Origin of the sequence: Burkholderia vietnamiensis LMG 10929 (assembly GCF_000959445.1) — a bacterium.
GTDB classification, from domain to species: domain Bacteria; phylum Pseudomonadota; class Gammaproteobacteria; order Burkholderiales; family Burkholderiaceae; genus Burkholderia; species Burkholderia vietnamiensis.
On sequence record NZ_CP009631.1, the window covers coordinates 39,289 to 55,193 of the forward strand.

13 protein-coding genes are annotated in these 15,905 nt (G+C 69.6%); 7 read left to right on the forward strand and 6 right to left on the reverse strand.

The window, feature by feature from the left end; all coding sequences use genetic code 11:
• Positions 1-89: 89 nt before the first annotated feature.
• Entirely contained in the window at positions 90-1,304 is a 1,215-nt protein-coding gene (locus AK36_RS10150) for an MFS transporter (RefSeq protein ID WP_011883456.1), read from the forward strand.
• Positions 1,305-1,629: 325 nt separating this feature from the next.
• Here the strand turns inward: AK36_RS10150 and AK36_RS10155 are convergent, their stop codons facing one another.
• Positions 1,630-2,520, reverse strand: coding sequence for a DMT family transporter (locus AK36_RS10155; protein ID WP_014722528.1), 891 nt, complete (start codon positions 2,518-2,520; stop codon positions 1,630-1,632).
• 133 nt (positions 2,521-2,653) lie between these two features.
• Here AK36_RS10155 and AK36_RS10160 point away from each other — a divergent pair, with 133 nt between their 5' ends.
• Complete coding sequence (locus AK36_RS10160) at positions 2,654-3,589, forward strand: helix-turn-helix domain-containing protein (RefSeq protein ID WP_034194478.1); 936 nt, start codon at positions 2,654-2,656, stop codon at positions 3,587-3,589.
• A 56-nt stretch (positions 3,590-3,645) separates the two neighbouring features.
• On the opposite strand, the gene AK36_RS10165 is transcribed toward AK36_RS10160, so the two are convergent.
• Positions 3,646-4,857, reverse strand: a complete 1,212-nt coding sequence (locus tag AK36_RS10165) for a pyridoxal-phosphate-dependent aminotransferase family protein (protein ID WP_014722525.1) — start codon at positions 4,855-4,857, stop codon at positions 3,646-3,648.
• A gap of 705 nt (positions 4,858-5,562) precedes the next feature.
• On the opposite strand from AK36_RS10165, the gene AK36_RS10170 reads away from it, so the two are divergent.
• The 5 genes from AK36_RS10170 to AK36_RS10190 all read left to right on the forward strand — a co-directional run bounded on the left by AK36_RS10170 (position 5,563) and on the right by AK36_RS10190 (position 11,329).
• Complete coding sequence (locus AK36_RS10170; RefSeq protein ID WP_045578502.1) at positions 5,563-6,549, forward strand: LysR family transcriptional regulator; 987 nt, start codon at positions 5,563-5,565, stop codon at positions 6,547-6,549.
• A gap of 30 nt (positions 6,550-6,579) precedes the next feature.
• Positions 6,580-7,578 (forward strand): 2-hydroxyacid dehydrogenase, encoded by a 999-nt coding sequence (locus tag AK36_RS10175; protein WP_014722522.1) that lies wholly within the window; start codon positions 6,580-6,582, stop codon positions 7,576-7,578.
• 155 nt (positions 7,579-7,733) lie between these two features.
• Positions 7,734-8,471, forward strand: a complete 738-nt coding sequence (gene bluB, locus AK36_RS10180) for a 5,6-dimethylbenzimidazole synthase (RefSeq protein ID WP_011883447.1) — start codon at positions 7,734-7,736, stop codon at positions 8,469-8,471.
• Positions 8,472-8,880: 409 nt separating this feature from the next.
• Positions 8,881-10,050, forward strand: coding sequence for an MFS transporter (locus AK36_RS10185; RefSeq protein WP_045578503.1), 1,170 nt, complete (start codon positions 8,881-8,883; stop codon positions 10,048-10,050).
• A 118-nt stretch (positions 10,051-10,168) separates the two neighbouring features.
• Entirely contained in the window at positions 10,169-11,329 is a 1,161-nt protein-coding gene (locus tag AK36_RS10190; protein WP_045578504.1) for an MFS transporter, read from the forward strand.
• 300 nt (positions 11,330-11,629) lie between these two features.
• Here the strand turns inward: AK36_RS10190 and fahA are convergent, their stop codons facing one another.
• The 4 genes from fahA to AK36_RS10210 are packed head-to-tail and all read right to left on the reverse strand — an operon-like array spanning position 11,630 to position 15,869.
• Entirely contained in the window at positions 11,630-12,934 is a 1,305-nt protein-coding gene (fahA, locus tag AK36_RS10195; protein ID WP_045578505.1) for a fumarylacetoacetase, read from the reverse strand.
• Entirely contained in the window at positions 12,931-14,265 is a 1,335-nt protein-coding gene (hmgA, locus tag AK36_RS10200) for a homogentisate 1,2-dioxygenase (RefSeq protein ID WP_011883439.1), read from the reverse strand. The genes fahA and hmgA overlap by 4 nt, the downstream gene beginning before the upstream one ends.
• Before the next feature lie 15 nt (positions 14,266-14,280).
• Entirely contained in the window at positions 14,281-15,642 is a 1,362-nt protein-coding gene (locus AK36_RS10205) for an MFS transporter (protein ID WP_045578506.1), read from the reverse strand.
• Entirely contained in the window at positions 15,639-15,869 is a 231-nt protein-coding gene (locus AK36_RS10210; protein WP_011883434.1) for a DUF2783 domain-containing protein, read from the reverse strand. The genes AK36_RS10205 and AK36_RS10210 overlap by 4 nt, the downstream gene beginning before the upstream one ends.
• Between the last annotated feature and the right edge of the window lie 36 nt (positions 15,870-15,905).

A 15,905-nucleotide genomic window follows, 5' to 3' on the forward strand; every position in this document is an offset into this window, starting at 1 on the left:
AAAACCGGTTCCATGGGAAAATCCGGATTCCCTTGTTTGGCTGCATCTGCCTCGATCGTCGTCGCGCTTCGTTCATCTAATCCGACCCCATGTCCACCGATTCCGCCACACCGCCGCGCAGCGGGCTCGCCGTCACGCTGCAAATCGTGTCCGTCGTCTGCTTCACGTTCGTCTGCTATCTGACCATCGGGCTGCCGCTCGCGGTGCTGCCGGGCTTCGTCCACGACGATCTCGGCTACTCCGCGATCGTCGCGGGCGCCGCGATCAGCGTCCAGTATTTCGCGACGCTCGCGTCGCGTCCGCTCGCCGGGCGCTTCGCCGATACGCTGGGGCCGAAGCAGACGGTGCTGCGCGGGCTGATCGGCTGCGGCGTGTCGGGCGTGCTGCTGCTGGTGGCGCTGCTGCTCGCGCGCTGGCCGGCCGCGAGCCTCGTGCTGCTGATCGGCAGCCGGCTCGTGCTCGGCGTCGGCGAAAGCCTGTGCGGCACCGGCGCGATCCTGTGGGGCATCGGCCGGGTCGGCATCGCGCACAACGCGAAGGTGATCTCGTGGAACGGCATCGCGACCTACGGCGCGCTCGCGCTCGGCGCGCCGGTCGGCGTCGCGATCGCGCACGCGCTCAATCCGGCGTTGATCGGCGTGCTCGTGATCGCCCTCGCGGCGGCCGGCTTCTATCTGGCCCGCCTGATCGACGCGGTGCCACTCGTGCACGGCGAACGGATGTCGTACGCGAGCGTGTTCACGCGCGTGCTGCCGCACGGCCTCGGTCTCGCGCTCGGTTCGGCCGGCTTCGGCTCGATCGCGACCTTCGTCACGCTCTACTACGCGGCGCGCCATTGGCCCAACGCGGCGTTGTCGTTGACCGTGTTCGGCACGCTGTTCATCGGCGCGCGCCTGCTGTTCGCGAACATGATCAAGACTTACGGCGGCTTCCGCGTCGCGATCGTGTCGTTCGCGTTCGAATCCTCGGGCCTCCTGCTGCTGTGGCTCGCGCCGGTGCCGCACGTCGCGCTCGTCGGTGCCGCGCTCACCGGGTTCGGCTTCGCGCTGATCTTCCCGGCGCTCGGCGTGGAGGCCGTCGCGCTGGTGCCGCCGGCGAGCCGCGGCGCGGCGCTGTCCGCGTATTCGGTGTTCCTCGACCTGTCGCTCGGGATCACCGGCCCGCTCGCCGGCTACATCGCCGGCGCATTCGGGTATCCGCAGGTGTTCCTGTTCGCTGCGGCGGCCGCCGCAGCGGGCGTCGCGCTGTCGATGGTGCTGTATCAGCGGCAGGCGCGCGTGGCGGGGAGCGGCGCGGCGGCTTGAGGGGCGGTACGGCGGGCGGCTGTCGAGCTAGCTGGTGGGCCGTTGGCCCAGCCCCGGCGGACTAGCCGCCGGGGCTGGGCCAACGGCGGCAGTCGGGTCGTGGGGCTTTTGGGCTTTTGGGCTCTCGGGCTCTCGGGCTCTCGGGCTCTCGGGCCATCAGGCTGTACGGCTTTCGGGCTAACGGCCCATCAGGCCGTCATCGGGCTGGCGGCCCGACAGGCCAACAGGCCGACCCCATCTGCATGCCGAGCAACCATCTTCCGCCCACGGCGCGAACCAGCCCTCAACCCGCTTCGCGCGGGGCGCCTTTCATTCAGCGCAGCCGTCACGCGGTGCGCAGAAACAGCCGGCGCGTCAGATCGAACGCCACCAGATTGCCGGCCACCACGAGCAGCAGCCCCACCACGGCGAGCGGCGACCACTGATAACCCTCGAATACCGTCGACACGGCCAGCGCGACGATCGGGAACAGCACCGTGCAGTACGCGGCGCGCTCCGGCCCGATCCGGCCGACCAGCGTCAGGTACGCGGTGAAGCCGATCACCGAGCCCGGCACGGCCAGGTAGACGAGCGCGCCGAGATAGCGCGGGCTCGGATCGAGCGCGAACGGCAATCCGGCCGCGGCGCTGCCGACCGTCAGGATCGCCGCGCCGATCAGCATCGCCCAGCCGTTGGTCGCGAGCGGGTGCAGCCCCATCGCCTGCATCCGGCTCGACAGCAGGTTGCCGGCCGAGAAGCACATCGTGCCCGCGAACGCGATCGCCAGACCGATCCACGTCGCGTGGTCGTCCAGATGCCCGGCCATCTGCTGCCAGAACAGGCATGCGATGCCGGTCAGCCCGAGCAGCGCGCCGGCGATCGCGGACGGCCGCAGCGGCCGCCCCATGAAGACGCGCCCGTTGATCGAATTCAGCAGCGGCGCGGTCGAGAAGATCACCGCGACGAGTCCGCTCGGCACGACCTGCTCCGAATAGTAGAAGCACAGGAAATTCAGGCAGAACAGCGCGACGCCCTGTGCGACGAGATAACGCCACGCTTCGCGCGGCGGACGCACCGGCCGGCGCATCAGGCGCAGCAGCGCGAACAGCACGGCGGCGGCGAGCCAGAAGCGCCATGCGATCGACACGGGCGGCGGCACGGCACCCAACTGCCATTTGATCGCGATCCAGGTGGTGCCCCAGATCAGCACGGTGATGAAGTAAAGCGACAGATTCATGGCGGCAACGCAGCGGAACGAGTGGAACGGATTCCGACTATGCGGCCGCGCCGCGCGCACGCATTGTCCGGATTTGCGGTCTTTTTCGCTCCGGCGCACGGCACGCGGTGCGCGCGCTTATACTCGTCGCACCATGAGTTCGCCCCTGTACGCTCCGCCCGTCGACCACGCCGCCGCCCTCGCGGGCGACACGATGCCGTTCGGGCTGCAGTCGGTGTGCCGCACGCTCGCCGACGCGAACGCGACGCTCGAGCGCTTCACGTGGCTCGGCGACCACCTCGCGATCGCCGAATGGACGCGCATCACCGACGAAAGCGAGACGGTCTACGAACAGCCCGGCCACCACACGCTGTCGTGCTATCTCGACGGCGGCTACCGGACCGAGCGCGAGCGCGTGCCGCGCTACGGCGCGCCGAGCCTGCTGTGCACGCTGCCGGGCGACCATGAATCGCGCTGGTGGGTGCGCGGCGAGATGCACTTCATCCACCTGTACTTTCTGCCCGAGCACTTCACGCAGCGCGCGATCCGCGAGCTCGACCGCGAACCGCGCGAACTGAAACTCGCCGACCGCACCTATTTCGAGGATGCGCGCGTCGCCGCGCAGTTCCGTTCGCTCGCACTGGAGCGCTGGGACGATGCGGACGGGCGACTGCGCGTGAACGAGGCCGCGCACGACGTGCTGAGCCTGCTGTTGCGCGGCCAGGGCGCCGCGCGCGCCGACGCGCCGTTGCGCGGCGGCCTGGCGCCCGCCGTGCGCCGGCGCGTGCGCGACTATATCGACAGCTACCTGTCGCAGCCGCTCACGCTCGGCGAACTCGCGAACGTCGCCGCGCTGTCCGAATATCACTTTTCGCGGATGTTCCGGCTGTCGTTCGGCCGCGCGCCGCACGCCTGGGTGGCCGAGCAGCGGCTGGCCCGCGCGCGCCTGCTGCTGCGCACGACGGCGCTGCCGCTCGCGCAGGTCGCCGCCGAGTGCGGCTACGCGAACGCCGCCCATTTCAGCCACCGCTTTCGCGACGCGCACGGGACGACGCCGAACGCGTACCGGCGCGCGATGCGGGGCGGGTGAGCACCGCGCACCGCGCATCGCGCCGCGGGACAGCGGCGCCGCGCCGCCGGTCGCGCTTACGTGCCGCGCCGCGACAGTTCCTGCTCGAGCGCGGCAACGCCTGCGGGCAGGTCGACCGGCACCTTCAGATCGACCATCGTCCGGCCGAACGCATGCAGCGTGCGGAACAGGTTGTGTTCGCGGCACTGCTCGCCCATCTGGCCGATCCGCACGATCGGCAAGCCGAACGAGCCGGAGATCTCGACCTGATATTGCTTCGAGATGTGGCCGCAGACCATTCCGGGCGTGAGCCCGGCCGGCGTCTCGATGCCCACCACCGAATTGAGACGGCATTCCTTCGGCGTGTAGAGCGCGAGGCCCATCGCCTCGATGCCGGCCTGCAGCGCCAGCGTGCAGCGCAGATGGCGCGCGAAACGGCTTTCGAGCGTTTCCGCGCACACGAGGCGCAGCGCCTCGTGCAGCGCGAGCACGCCCGACACCGGCGCGGTGTAGTGGTAGCCCGCGTTGTGCCAGAAGTTTTCCGCGAGCGCCATGTCGAGGCACCAGTGCGCATTCGGTTCCGGACGCTGCTTCATCCGGTCCCACGCGGCGTCGGAGAACGCGATCAGCGACACGCCGGGAATCGACGACAGCCCCTTCTGGCCGCCCGTGATGACCGCGTCGATGCCCCATGCGTCCATCTCGAGCGGCATCGTCGACAGCGTGCACACCGCGTCGACGACCACCAGCGCGCCGGCCGCCTTCGCGAGCGCCGCGATCTCCCGCAGGTCGCGGTTCCACACGGTGTTCGACGTCTCGCCCTGCACGATCGTGACGATCTCGGGGCGTTCGCGCGCGATCGCGTCGGCGATCTCGTCGAGGCTCGCGACCGAGCGGTCGGCCACTTCAAGCGTCGCGACGTCGGCGCCGACGCGCGTGGCCATCTCGGCCATGCGGGCGCTGAAGAAGCCGTTGCGGATCGACAGCACGCGCGTGCCGCGCCAGGCGAGGTTGGAAATCGCCATTTCCATCGCGGCGGAGCCGGGGCCGGCGACGCCGAGCACCCACTTCGTGCGGGTCTGGAACACGTAGCGCGCCATCTCCTTCACCTGCTCGATGATCTTCGCCATCGTCGCGCCGAGGTGGTTGATCACGATCGTGTTCGCCTTCGCGACCGCGGCCGGGATCGGCACCGGGCCGGCGCCCATCATCAGCAGCGGTTCTTCGGGCAGGATCGCGTCGAGCGGCACGACGACGGGACAGGGAATCGGCGAATGGTCGAGGGACATGGCTGGCAAAAAAGATGAAGAAAGACGCACGAGCGTCGCCCGCCACAGGGCATGGCGGATCGATCGATGATTCCGTGTTCCGCGCCCGCGCGCAAGAGGCGCGCGCGGCCGGACGGCGCGACGCTGGCCCGGTCGGACGACCGGGCCAGCCGGCCGCGCATCGCGAGCGAGCGCGCCGGCGGCCCCGCCGCGGCCCGGTACAGGCGATTTTCCCGGCCATATTGCAGTGCGTGCGGATGCGCCCGCTTCAGTAATAGACGACCCAATTAGTCGGAAATACGCCGCATCAGGATAAAAACCGCGCGGACCGAATGGATCCACCAAATGCCGATACGCCGGAAAAACATCGATTATCGCGGCATCTATTAGTGACAGAGTTCGAAAATTACCGCTGCGAAGCATCGAACAAAACCCATAACGCGTTGATTTTACTGAGCAACATTCAGATACCGAACTACCGGTTTCAATACTGCCGGGAAACCAACGAGACCGCCGCGTAAATCCGATAGCCGCGATTTCGATTTTCCGCAACCCGCCCATTTTCTCAGGTTGACGGATATCGCCTTCGTAATGAACAATCGTCTGCGGAATCGAGAGCCGCTTTTTCGATACGAACGAAAATCGGACGACACACACCGGCAATCCCGGTCGAGCGACGAAAAATTCCAAGCAAAATCAATCCACCGGGCCAGAAATACGCGAGACATGAACCAGATTCAGACCATGCGAGTGTTCGTCTGCGTTGCCGAGCAGCAGAGTTTCCGGCGCGCGGCGCACCATCTAGGCGTGTCCAATGCACTCGTCACGCGTTCGATCGCGATGCTCGAGTCCCATCTGAACACGCGGTTGATCCACCGCACCACGCGCAACCTGTCGTTGACCGAAGCCGGGCTGCGCTACCTCGACGGCTGCCGTGCGCTGCTCGAGGAGTTCGATCATCTCGAGGCGTCCGTCGCGCACGCGGTGCGCGAGCCGGCCGGCACGCTGCGCGTCGTCGCGTCGGGTCTGCTGTCGCCGCTCACGCTGACGCCGCTCGTCAGCGGTTTCCGGCACCGCTATCCCGAACTGCGCGTGCAGCTGACCGTCGCCGACGGGCCGCTCGACGTGCTCGATTCGGGCTACGACGTCGGCATCGTCACCGGCGACCGGCTCGACGGCAATCCGACGCTGATCGGTCACACCCTCGCGCCGAACCCGTTCGTCGCGTGCGCGGCGCCCGCGTATCTGGAACGGCGCGGCGAGCCGCGCGCGCCCGACGACCTGCCCGGTCACGACTGGGTCGCGCTCGCGCCGCATCAGCATGCGCCCGCGTGGCGGCTGGTCGGCCACGACGGCGCCGCGCATTCGGTCACGGTGCGCCCGGCGTGCACCGTCAACCAGCTCGCGCTCGTGCACGCGGCGGCCCTCGCCGGCTCGGGCATCGCGGTGCTGCCCGAGTCGTGCGTCGCCGATGCGCTCGCCGCCGGCACGCTGATGCGGCTGCTGCCCGGCTATCGGATCGACGATCCGGATGCGCAGCTGTCGCTCGTCTATCCAAATCGCCAGTACGTGCCGGCCCGCACGCGCAGCTTCGTCGAACATGCGCTCGAGCATTTCGGGCAGCAGGCGGCGCAGGAGCGCTCCGAATACGGCTTCCTGCGCACCCCCGAGCGCGCCGATCTCGTCGCTGGGCGGCCGGCTGGCCTGCAGTAAACTGCACGCGTCAGCCATCGGAGGTGCAGCGTGCGTGTGATCCTGTTCAGCAGCCGGCAGTACGACGAAGAGTCGTTTACCGCCGCAAACCGCCAGTTCGGCTATCGGCTGCACTTTCAGCCGTCGCACCTCGATGCGGAGACCGCGATCCTCGCGCACGGTTACGACGTCGTCTGTCCGTTCGTCAACGACACCGTCGATGCGGCGGTGCTGCAGCGGCTCGCCGACGGCGGCACGCGCCTGATCGCGCTGCGCTCGGCCGGCTTCAACCACGTCGACCTCGCGGCTGCCGAGCGGCTCGGCATCGCGGTCGTGCGCGTGCCCGCATATTCGCCGCACGCGGTCGCCGAGCACGCGGTCGCGCTGATCCTCGCGCTCAACCGCCGGCTGCCGCGCGCCGTTGCGCGCACGCGCGAGGGCGACTTCTCGCTGAACGGGCTGCTCGGCTTCGACCTGCACGGCAAGACCGTCGGCGTGGTCGGCACGGGGCTGATCGGCAGCGTGTTCGCCAAGATCATGATGGGCTTCGGGATGCGCGTGCTCGCGCATTCGCTGCCGCCTCACGACGACGAGCTGATCGCGTTCGGCGCGCGCTACGTCGAACTCGACGAGCTGCTGCATCAATCGGACATCGTGAGCCTGCATTGCCCGCTGCTGCCGTCGACGCATCATCTGATCAACGCGCAGACGCTCGCGCGCATGAAGCACGGCGCGATGCTGATCAATACCGGGCGCGGCGGGCTGGTCGATGCGCAGGCGCTGGTCGAGGCGCTCAAGAGCGGCCAGCTCGGTCATCTCGGGCTCGACGTGTACGAGGAGGAAAGCGGCCTGTTCTTCGAGGATCACTCGGACCTGCCGCTGCAGGACGACGTGCTCGCGCGGCTGCTGACCTTCCCGAACGTGATCGTCACGTCGCATCAGGCGTTCTTCACGCGCGAGGCGCTCGCCGAGATCGCACATACGACGCTGCTGAACATCGACGCATGGCGCGCGGGCGCGCCGACCAACGTCGTCACTGGCGGGCGCTGAAGCGCGGGGTTGGCTTTCGGCTTGCGGCGTTCCGCGTGCCTCCGCTCCACACCCACCGCACCGGCATCGCGCCGACCCATTCATTCGCCTGATGTAACGCGCGGCGCCCGCGCTCTGCTATCGTTGCGCCGACTTCCCTTTGCTTCCGCTCCCCCATGCGTTTCGACGACTCCGCCATCGCCGCGGTCTACCGGGCCATTTTCGAACGGCGCGACATGCGTCACTTCACGTCGGCGCCGGTCGATCCGGCCACGCTCGCGCGACTGCTGCGCGCGGCCCATCACGCGCCGAGCGTCGGATTCATGCAGCCGTGGCGCTTCATCCGCATCACCGACGCCGCGCTGCGCACCGCGATTCACGGGCTGGTCGAGGCCGAGCGCCGCGCGACCGCCGACGCGCTCGGCGAGCGCCAGGACGAGTTCATGCGGCTGAAAGTCGAAGGCGTGCGCGAATGCGGCGAATTGCTGGTCGTCGCGCTCACCGACGATCGCGAGCGCCACGTGTTCGGCCGCCGCACGCTGCCGGAGATGGATCTCGCGTCCGCCGCCTGCGCGATCCAGAACATGTGGCTCGCCGCCCGTGCGGAGGGGCTGGGCATGGGCTGGGTGTCGCTGTTCGACGTCGACGCGCTGCGCACGCTCCTCGGCATGCCGGCCGGCGCGCAGCCGATCGCGGTGCTGTGCATCGGGCACGTCGACGCGTTCTACGCGCAGCCGATGCTCGAGCAGCAACGCTGGGCCGCACGGATGCCGATCGAAGCGTGCCTGTTCGAAAACACTTGGGACGCACCGGCGCAGGCGAACCCCAGCGCCGAATCGACGCCGACCCGCGACGGCGCGGCAACGCTGGAGCACGCCGCCGACGCGCCGCCGGACATGCTGCGCGGGCAATGACCACCGCTCCGGCGTGGGCGCCGAGCGCGGCGGCGCCGGGCATCGCTACATCGCTACATCGGGCTGCGCCGCTGCGATCGCACCCGTCGAAGTCCCGCCACCGTGGCGGTGCGTCAGCTCCGCCGGACATGTCGCGCGAGCAATGATCGCCCTACCGGCGTGGGCACCGAGCGCGGCGGCGTCGGGCATTGCGGAAGTGCGACGTCTTCCGGCGCCGCCGCAATCGCGCCCATCGAAATCCCTACCGTAGCGTGACGTCGGCCGCCCCAGCATGGCCCGCGAAACAATACGTTCCGGCCCCGAGCGTCCGGGTTTTCTCTCACGTAGAATCGCGGCTGACGTCCCCGCCCCGCCGTCGTGCGCATCCCGCGCCGAATCCCGGCCGCGGCTCTTTCCCTGACCCATCGCGATGCCCTTGCCCCTTTTCGCCCTCGCCGTCGCCGCATTTGGAATCGGTACCACCGAATTCGTGATCATGGGGCTGCTGCCGAACGTCGCGCGCGACCTCGGCGTGTCGATCCCGGCTGCCGGGATGCTCGTGTCGGGCTACGCGCTCGGCGTGACGATCGGCGCGCCGATCCTCGCGGTCGTCACCGCGAAGATGCCGCGCAAGCGCGCGCTGATGGGCCTGATCGGACTGTTCATCACCGGCAACCTGCTGTGCGCGCTCGCGCCCGGCTATGCGGTGTTGATGGCCGCGCGCGTGGTCACCGCGTTCTGTCACGGCGCGTTCTTCGGGATCGGCTCGGTGGTCGCGAGCAGCCTCGTCGCGCCGAACCGGCGCGCGCAGGCGATCGCGCTGATGTTCACCGGCCTCACGCTCGCGAACGTGCTCGGCGTGCCGCTCGGCACCGCGCTCGGTCAGGCCTACGGCTGGCGCGCGACGTTCTGGGCCGTCACCGGCATCGGCATCGCGGCGGCGGCCGCGCTCGCCGTGTGCCTGCCGAAGCATCTCGCGATGCCCGACACCAGCATCACGCGCGAGTTCGGCGTGCTGCGGCACCCGCAGGTGCTGATGGTGCTCGGCATCAGCGTGTTGGCGTCCGCGAGCCTGTTCAGCGTGTTCACGTACATCACGCCGATCCTCGAGGACGTGACGCGCTTCTCGCCACACCAGGTCACCTACGTGCTGCTGCTGTTCGGGCTCGGCCTGACCGTCGGCGGCACGCTCGGCGGCCGGCTCGCGGACTGGCGCCGGATGCCGTCGCTGATCGCGACGCTCGCGCTGATCGGCATGGTGCTCGCGCTGTTTGCCGGCACGATGCACGTGCCGTTCGCGGCGCTGGCGACGATCTTCGTATGGGGCGTGCTCGCGTTCGCGATCGTGCCCCCGCTGCAGATCCTGATCGTCGACCGCGCGAGCGATGCGCCGAACCTCGCGTCGACGCTCAATCAGGGCGCGTTCAACCTCGGCAACGCGACCGGCGCATGGCTCGGCGGCGCGGCGATCGGCGCCGGCGTGCCGCTCGTGAGCCTGCCGTGGGTCGGCGTCGCGATGGCGGTCGCGGCGCTCGCGCTCACGCTGTGGTCGGCGTCGCTCGAACGCCGTCCGGCCCGCGCGCCCGCCGGGTACGTGTGACGCCATGACGCGCGACGCGGCGCCCGCACGGCGCCGCCGCATTGCGTTTCGCGCGCAACCATGCGCGCATGACGGCCTTCATGGACCTTTCAAGGTCCGCGGTGTAGCATCCGGCCCGATGAAAAACGTTCTCTCCCGCGATTTCGTCGCGCTGATCCTGAGCGTCGCGGTGGTCGGGCTCGGCACCGGCGCGACGCTGCCGCTCACCGCCCTCGCATTGACCGAAGCTGGCCACGGCACCAACGTGGTCGGCATGCTGACCGCCGCGCAGGCGCTCGGCGGCCTCGCGATCGTCCCGTTCGTCACCGCGCTGGCGCGGCGCCTGGGCGCACGCCGCGCGATCGTCGTGTCGGTCGTGCTGCTCGCCGCGGCCACCGCGCTGATGCAGTTCACGTCGAACCTGATCGTATGGGGCGTGTTGCGCGTATTGTGCGGCGCGGCGCTAATGCTGCTGTTCACGATCGGCGAAGCGTGGGTCAACCAGCTCGCCGACGATTCGACGCGCGGCCGCGTGGTCGCGATCTATGCGACCAATTTCACGCTGTTCCAGATGGCCGGGCCCGTGCTGGTCAGCCAGATCGCGGGCGCCACCGGCATCCGCTTCGCGCTGTGCGGCGCGCTGTTCCTGCTTGCATTGCCGACGCTCGCGACGATCCGGCGCGCGCCGCTGGCCGGCGACGACGCGCGCCAGGCCGCCCACGACAGCTGGCTCGCGGTGCTGCCGCGCATGCCCGCGCTGATCATCGGCACCGGTTTCTTCGCGCTGTTCGACACGCTCGCGCTGTCGCTGCTGCCGCTCTACGCGATGGACCACGGCGTCGCGAGCGCGACCGCGGTGCTGCTCGCGTCGATCATGCTGTGCGGCGACACCGCGATGCAGTTCCCGATCGGCTGGCTCGCCGACAAGCTCGGTCGCGAGCGCGTGCATCTCGGCGCCGGCTGCATCGTGCTCGCCGGCCTGCCGCTGCTGCCGTTGGTGATCGCGAACCCGTGGCTGTGCTGGCCGTTGCTGTTCGTGCTCGGCGCGGCGGCCGGCAGCATCTACACGCTGTCGCTGGTCGCATGCGGCGAGCGCTTCCGCGGCGCGGCGCTCGTCACCGCGAGCTCGCTCGTCTCGGCATCGTGGAGCGCCGCGAGCTTCGGCGGGCCGCTCGTCGCCGGCGCGTTGATGGAACAACTCGGCAGCAATGCGCTGATCGGCGTGCTGGTCGGCTGCGTCGCGGCGTTCGTCGCGGCCGCGTTGTGGGAACGACGCGCGGCGTTGCGGCGCGCGATCTGACGCGGCGGCCGGCGGACGGCCTCGATGTTCACACGCGGCGCCGCGGGCGCGACGTCGAACGCGCACGGTTCGCGGTTCGTGACCGGCGATCCGTGATCCGTGATCCGTGACTCGTGGCGCGTGGCCCTTGGCCCTTGGCCCGCAATCCGCGACCTGCGATCCGTGACCCGTGGCCAGCGACACATACTCAGCGCCCCACCCCTCCCGCCTCCGTCAACGAAAACGAAAACGAAACCGGCCCGCATCAAGCGGGCCGCCATGCCGTTCCGGACTGCGCGCGACCCGTCGCGCGGCAATCCGCTACGCGCTACGCGCCGGCAGGATCTTCCCCGTACACGTCCCGAAGCCGACGCGATAGCCATCGCCCTCGCACCAGCCCGCGAGCGTCAGCTCGTCGCCGTCCTCGATGAACGTGCGGCTGCCGCCGCCCTTCAGCACGAGCGGCTCCTTGCCGTTCCACGTCAGCTCGAGCAGGCTGCCGAACGAGTCGCGCGTCGGCCCGCTGATCGTGCCCGAACCCATCAGGTCCCCCACGCGCGTATTGCAGCCCGCGACCGTGTGATGCGCGAGTTGCTGCGCCATCGTCCAGTACATGTGCCGGAAGTTGGTGCGGCAGATCGACGTCGGCTCGGCGGCGCCGTCCGCCCGCAGCGTGACTTCGAGCGCGATGTCGAACGCATGCTTGCCCGCGTGCCGCAGATACGGCAGCGGCTGCGGCGCCTGCTCGGGCTGCGCGACGCGGAACGGTTCGAGCGCGTCAAGCGTGACGATCCACGGCGAGATCGTCGTCGCGAAGGTCTTCGCGTTGAACGGGCCGAGCGGCACGTATTCCCACTGCTGGATGTCGCGCGCGCTCCAGTCGTTCAACAGCACCATCCCGAAGATGTGCGCTTCGGCATCCTCGCAGGCGATCGGCTCGCCGAGCGCATTGCCCCGCCCGACGATGAAGCCCGTCTCGAGTTCGATGTCGAGCTTGCGGCACGCGCCGAACACCGGACGCTCCTGCTCGGGCAGCTTCAGCTGCCCGTTCGGCCGCCGCACCGGCGTGCCGCTCACGACCACCGATGACGCGCGGCCGTTGTAGCCGATCGGCATCTCCGACCAGTTCGGCAGCAGCGCATTCTTCGGATCGCGGAACATCGAGCCGACGTTGGTCGCGTGCTCCTTCGACGAATAGAAATCGGTGTAGCCGGGAATGTCGACCGGCAGATGCAGCGTCGCGTCGCGCTGCGCGACGAGCACGCGCGCACGCAACGCCGCGTCGTCGCGGAGCCGCGCAGCGTCGCGCGCGAACAGCTCGGACAGCTGAATGCGCACGCTGCGCCACGCATCGCGGCCGAGCGCGATGAACGCGTTGAGCGTCGGCTCGGCGAACACGTCGGCGCCGGCCGGCACCGTCACGAGGCCCGCACGCGCGAGCGCGGCGAGGTCGACGATCCGGTCGCCGAGCGCCACGCCCGCGCGGCGCGCCGGCTGCGCCGCGTCGCTGAAGATGCCGAACGGCAGGTTCTGGATCGGGAAATCGCAGGCGGGATCGTTCGCCGTGTCGACCCAGCTCTTGCGAGCCGGGTCGAGCGTCGCACGCCAGTCTCGGGTGTCGCTCATCGTTGCTCCGGGTTGAAGTGTTTCTCGATGCGTTGCCAGCATTCGAAGTAGTCGGCCTGCAGCTGCGCGGTGTCGAGCGCGTAGCGGGTCGGCCGGATCAGCGTGCGGGTTTCGAACATGAACGCCATCGTCGCGTCGACCTTGTGCGGGCGAGTCGTGTCGATCGCCGACGCCTTCTCGAACGTATCGGCGTCCGGCCCGTGACCGGACATGCAGTTGTGCAGGCTCGCGCCGCCCGGCACGAAGCCTTCGGCCTTCGCGTCGTACGCGCCGTGCACGAGGCCCATGAACTCGCTCGCGACGTTGCGATGGAACCACGGCGGGCGGAACGTATCTTCGGCCGCGAGCCAGCGCGGCGGGAAGATCACGAAATCGATCGCGTCGACGCCCGGCGAATCGCTCTGCGACTGCAGCACGAGGAAGATCGACGGATCGGGATGGTCGTAGCTGATCGAGCCGATCGTGTTGAACAGCCGCAGGTCGTACTTGTACGGCGCGTAGTTACCGTGCCATGCGACGACGTCGAACGGCGAGTGGCCGATGTCCGCGCGCCACAGGCGCCCGTTCAGCTTCGCGATCAGCTCGAACGCGCCTTCGCGGTCTTCGTACGCGGCCTGCGGCGTCAGGAAATCGCGCGGATTGGCGAGCCCGTTCGATCCGATCGGGCCGAGGTCGGGCAGGCGCAGCAGCGCGCCGAAGTTCTCGCAGATGTAGCCGCGCGCGTCGCCGTCGGGCAGCGCGACCGCGAAGCGCACGCCGCGCGGAATCACCGCGATCTCGGCCGGCTCGACGTCGAGCCGGCCGAACTCCGTCGCGATGAAGAGCCGCCCCTGCTGCGGCACGATCAGCAATTCGCCGTCGGCGCTGTAGAAGAAGCGGTCCTGCATCGAGCGGTTCGCCGCATACAGGTGGATCGCGCAACCGTTCATCGCGGCCGCCGAGCCGTTGCCGGCCATCGTCACGAGCCCTTCGACGAAATCGGTCGGCTCGACCGGCATCGGCAGCGGGTCCCAGCGCAGCTGGTTCGGCGGCGTCGGCGGCACGTCGGCCGAGTCGCCGAACTCCGCGACGAGCCGCTGCCGCCCCGTGAACGGCTCGAACGGCCGGTGCACGGCGGCCGGCCGGATCCGGTACAGCCACGCGCGGCGGTTGTGGCCGCGCGGCGCGGTAAACGCGGTGCCCGACAGCTGCTCCGCATACAGCCCGTACGGCGCGCGCTGCGGCGAGTTGCGGCCGTGCGGCAGTGCGCCGGGCAGCGCCTCGGTCGCGAATTCGTTCCCGAAACCGCTCAGGTAGCCGGCGGTCGCCGGTTTCGACAGGTCAAGCGTCATCGTTTCCTTTCTCCATCAATTCATCGCGGCATTCGCCGCGTGCGCGCCGCCGCGCCGCGCGACGCCGGCCAGCCCGAGCACGAACAGCGCCGAGCACAGCACGGGCAGCGCGGCCGCATGGAACAGCGCGCCGTTGCTCCAGTTCAGCGCAATCAACTGGCCGCCGACGAGCGGCCCGAGCACCGAGCCGATCCGGCCGATGCCGAGGCTCCAGCCGATGCCGGTCGAGCGCAGCGACGTCGGGTAATACTGGCCGGCCAGCGCATTGACGGCCGGCTGCCCGCCGACCACGCAGAAGCCGCCCGCGAACACGACGACCAGCAGCCACGGCAGCGCATGCGCGACCGAGCCGATCAGCCCCACCGACACGGCCGCGCACGCGAAGCACGCGAACAGCACGCGCACGAAGCCGTAGCGCTCGATGAACCAGCCGAGCGACAGCGTGCCGATCACGCCGCCCGTCTGCAGCACCGTGCCGACGATCACCGCCGTGCCGGGCGTATAGCCGGCGTCGCGCATCACGGTCGGCAGCCAGTTCGACAGGAAGTACAGGTCGATCAGGTTCATGAAGCTGATCGCCCACAGCAGCAGCGTGACCGGCAGGCGGCCGGCGCGGAACAGTTCGGCGACCGGTGCGCCGCTCGCCGCACGCTCGCGCACGACGAGCCGCGTGTCGGCATCGATGCCGGCGTGCGGCGCGAACCGCGCGAGCCAGTCGCGGGCCTGCGCGACGCGTCCTTTCAGGACCAGAAACTGCAGCGACTCGGGCAGCCGCGCGAGCATCGCGATCGCCAGCACGAGCGGCACCGCGCCGCCGACGAAGAACACCGCGCGCCAGCCGAGCGCCGGAATCAGCGCCGCGCTGATGAAGCCGCCCAGCGCGGCGCCCAGCGTGAAGCCGCACGACACGATCATCATCCGCTTCACGCGGTGCGCAGCCGGGCTGAACTCGCCGACCAGCGCCATCGCGTTCGGCATGATGCAGCCGAGGCCCAGGCCCGTGACGAAGCGCAGCGCGATCAGCACCGGGATCGAGCTCGCGAACGGGGTCGCGAGCATCGTCACCGCGAAGAACAGCGTCGAGCCGATCAGCACCGGCCGCCGGCCGATGCGGTCGGCCAGCACCGACAGCCCAAGCGCGCCGAGCAGCATGCCGAACAGGCTCGCGCTGAACACCGGCCCGAGCGCCTGCTTCGGCACATGCCACTCCGCGATCACGCTCGGCGCGACGTAGCCCATCGCCTGCGCGTCGAAGCCGTCGACCACCAGGCACAGGCCGCACAGCACCAGCAGCATCCAGTGAAAGCCCGGACGATGGGTGTCGTCGATCACGCGCTCGACTTCGAGCACGCGCGCGTTGGCCGGCGCCGCGCTCATTGCGCGACCTCGGCGTTCGGGTGCACGGGCGGATTCACGCCCTGGCGCGCGAGCGCCATCGCTTCGCGCAGCACGTCAGCGTCGCCGATCTGGTTCGCGAGCAGCAGGATCAGCTTCGCGTTGACGAGCTGGCTGTCGGCGTCCGACAAATCGCGATGCATGTCGATCAGCGCTTCGTAGAACGCGTCCGGGTCGGCCAGGCGCGGGCGGGTGTCGAGGGGGGGCATGTCGGGTGTCTCCGGTGTCGTTGTCGTGTTCGAGGC

Excerpts from the sequence above, each read along its gene's own strand:
- bluB (WP_011883447.1), top strand. The coding sequence starts at position 7,734 with ATGCGTTTCGACGACTCCGCCATCGCCGCGGTCTACCGGGCCATTTTC.
- AK36_RS10150 (WP_011883456.1), top strand. The coding sequence starts at position 90 with ATGTCCACCGATTCCGCCACACCGCCGCGCAGCGGGCTCGCCGTCACG.
- AK36_RS10205 (WP_045578506.1), bottom strand. The coding sequence starts at position 15,642 with ATGAGCGCGGCGCCGGCCAACGCGCGCGTGCTCGAAGTCGAGCGCGTG.
- AK36_RS10185 (WP_045578503.1), top strand. The coding sequence starts at position 8,881 with ATGCCCTTGCCCCTTTTCGCCCTCGCCGTCGCCGCATTTGGAATCGGT.
- hmgA (WP_011883439.1), bottom strand. The coding sequence starts at position 14,265 with ATGACGCTTGACCTGTCGAAACCGGCGACCGCCGGCTACCTGAGCGGT.
- AK36_RS10165 (WP_014722525.1), bottom strand. The coding sequence starts at position 4,857 with ATGTCCCTCGACCATTCGCCGATTCCCTGTCCCGTCGTCGTGCCGCTC.
- AK36_RS10155 (WP_014722528.1), bottom strand. The coding sequence starts at position 2,520 with ATGAATCTGTCGCTTTACTTCATCACCGTGCTGATCTGGGGCACCACC.
- AK36_RS10160 (WP_034194478.1), top strand. The coding sequence starts at position 2,654 with ATGAGTTCGCCCCTGTACGCTCCGCCCGTCGACCACGCCGCCGCCCTC.
- AK36_RS10170 (WP_045578502.1), top strand. The coding sequence starts at position 5,563 with ATGAACCAGATTCAGACCATGCGAGTGTTCGTCTGCGTTGCCGAGCAG.
- AK36_RS10190 (WP_045578504.1), top strand. The coding sequence starts at position 10,169 with ATGAAAAACGTTCTCTCCCGCGATTTCGTCGCGCTGATCCTGAGCGTC.
- fahA (WP_045578505.1), bottom strand. The coding sequence starts at position 12,934 with ATGAGCGACACCCGAGACTGGCGTGCGACGCTCGACCCGGCTCGCAAG.
- AK36_RS10210 (WP_011883434.1), bottom strand. The coding sequence starts at position 15,869 with ATGCCCCCCCTCGACACCCGCCCGCGCCTGGCCGACCCGGACGCGTTC.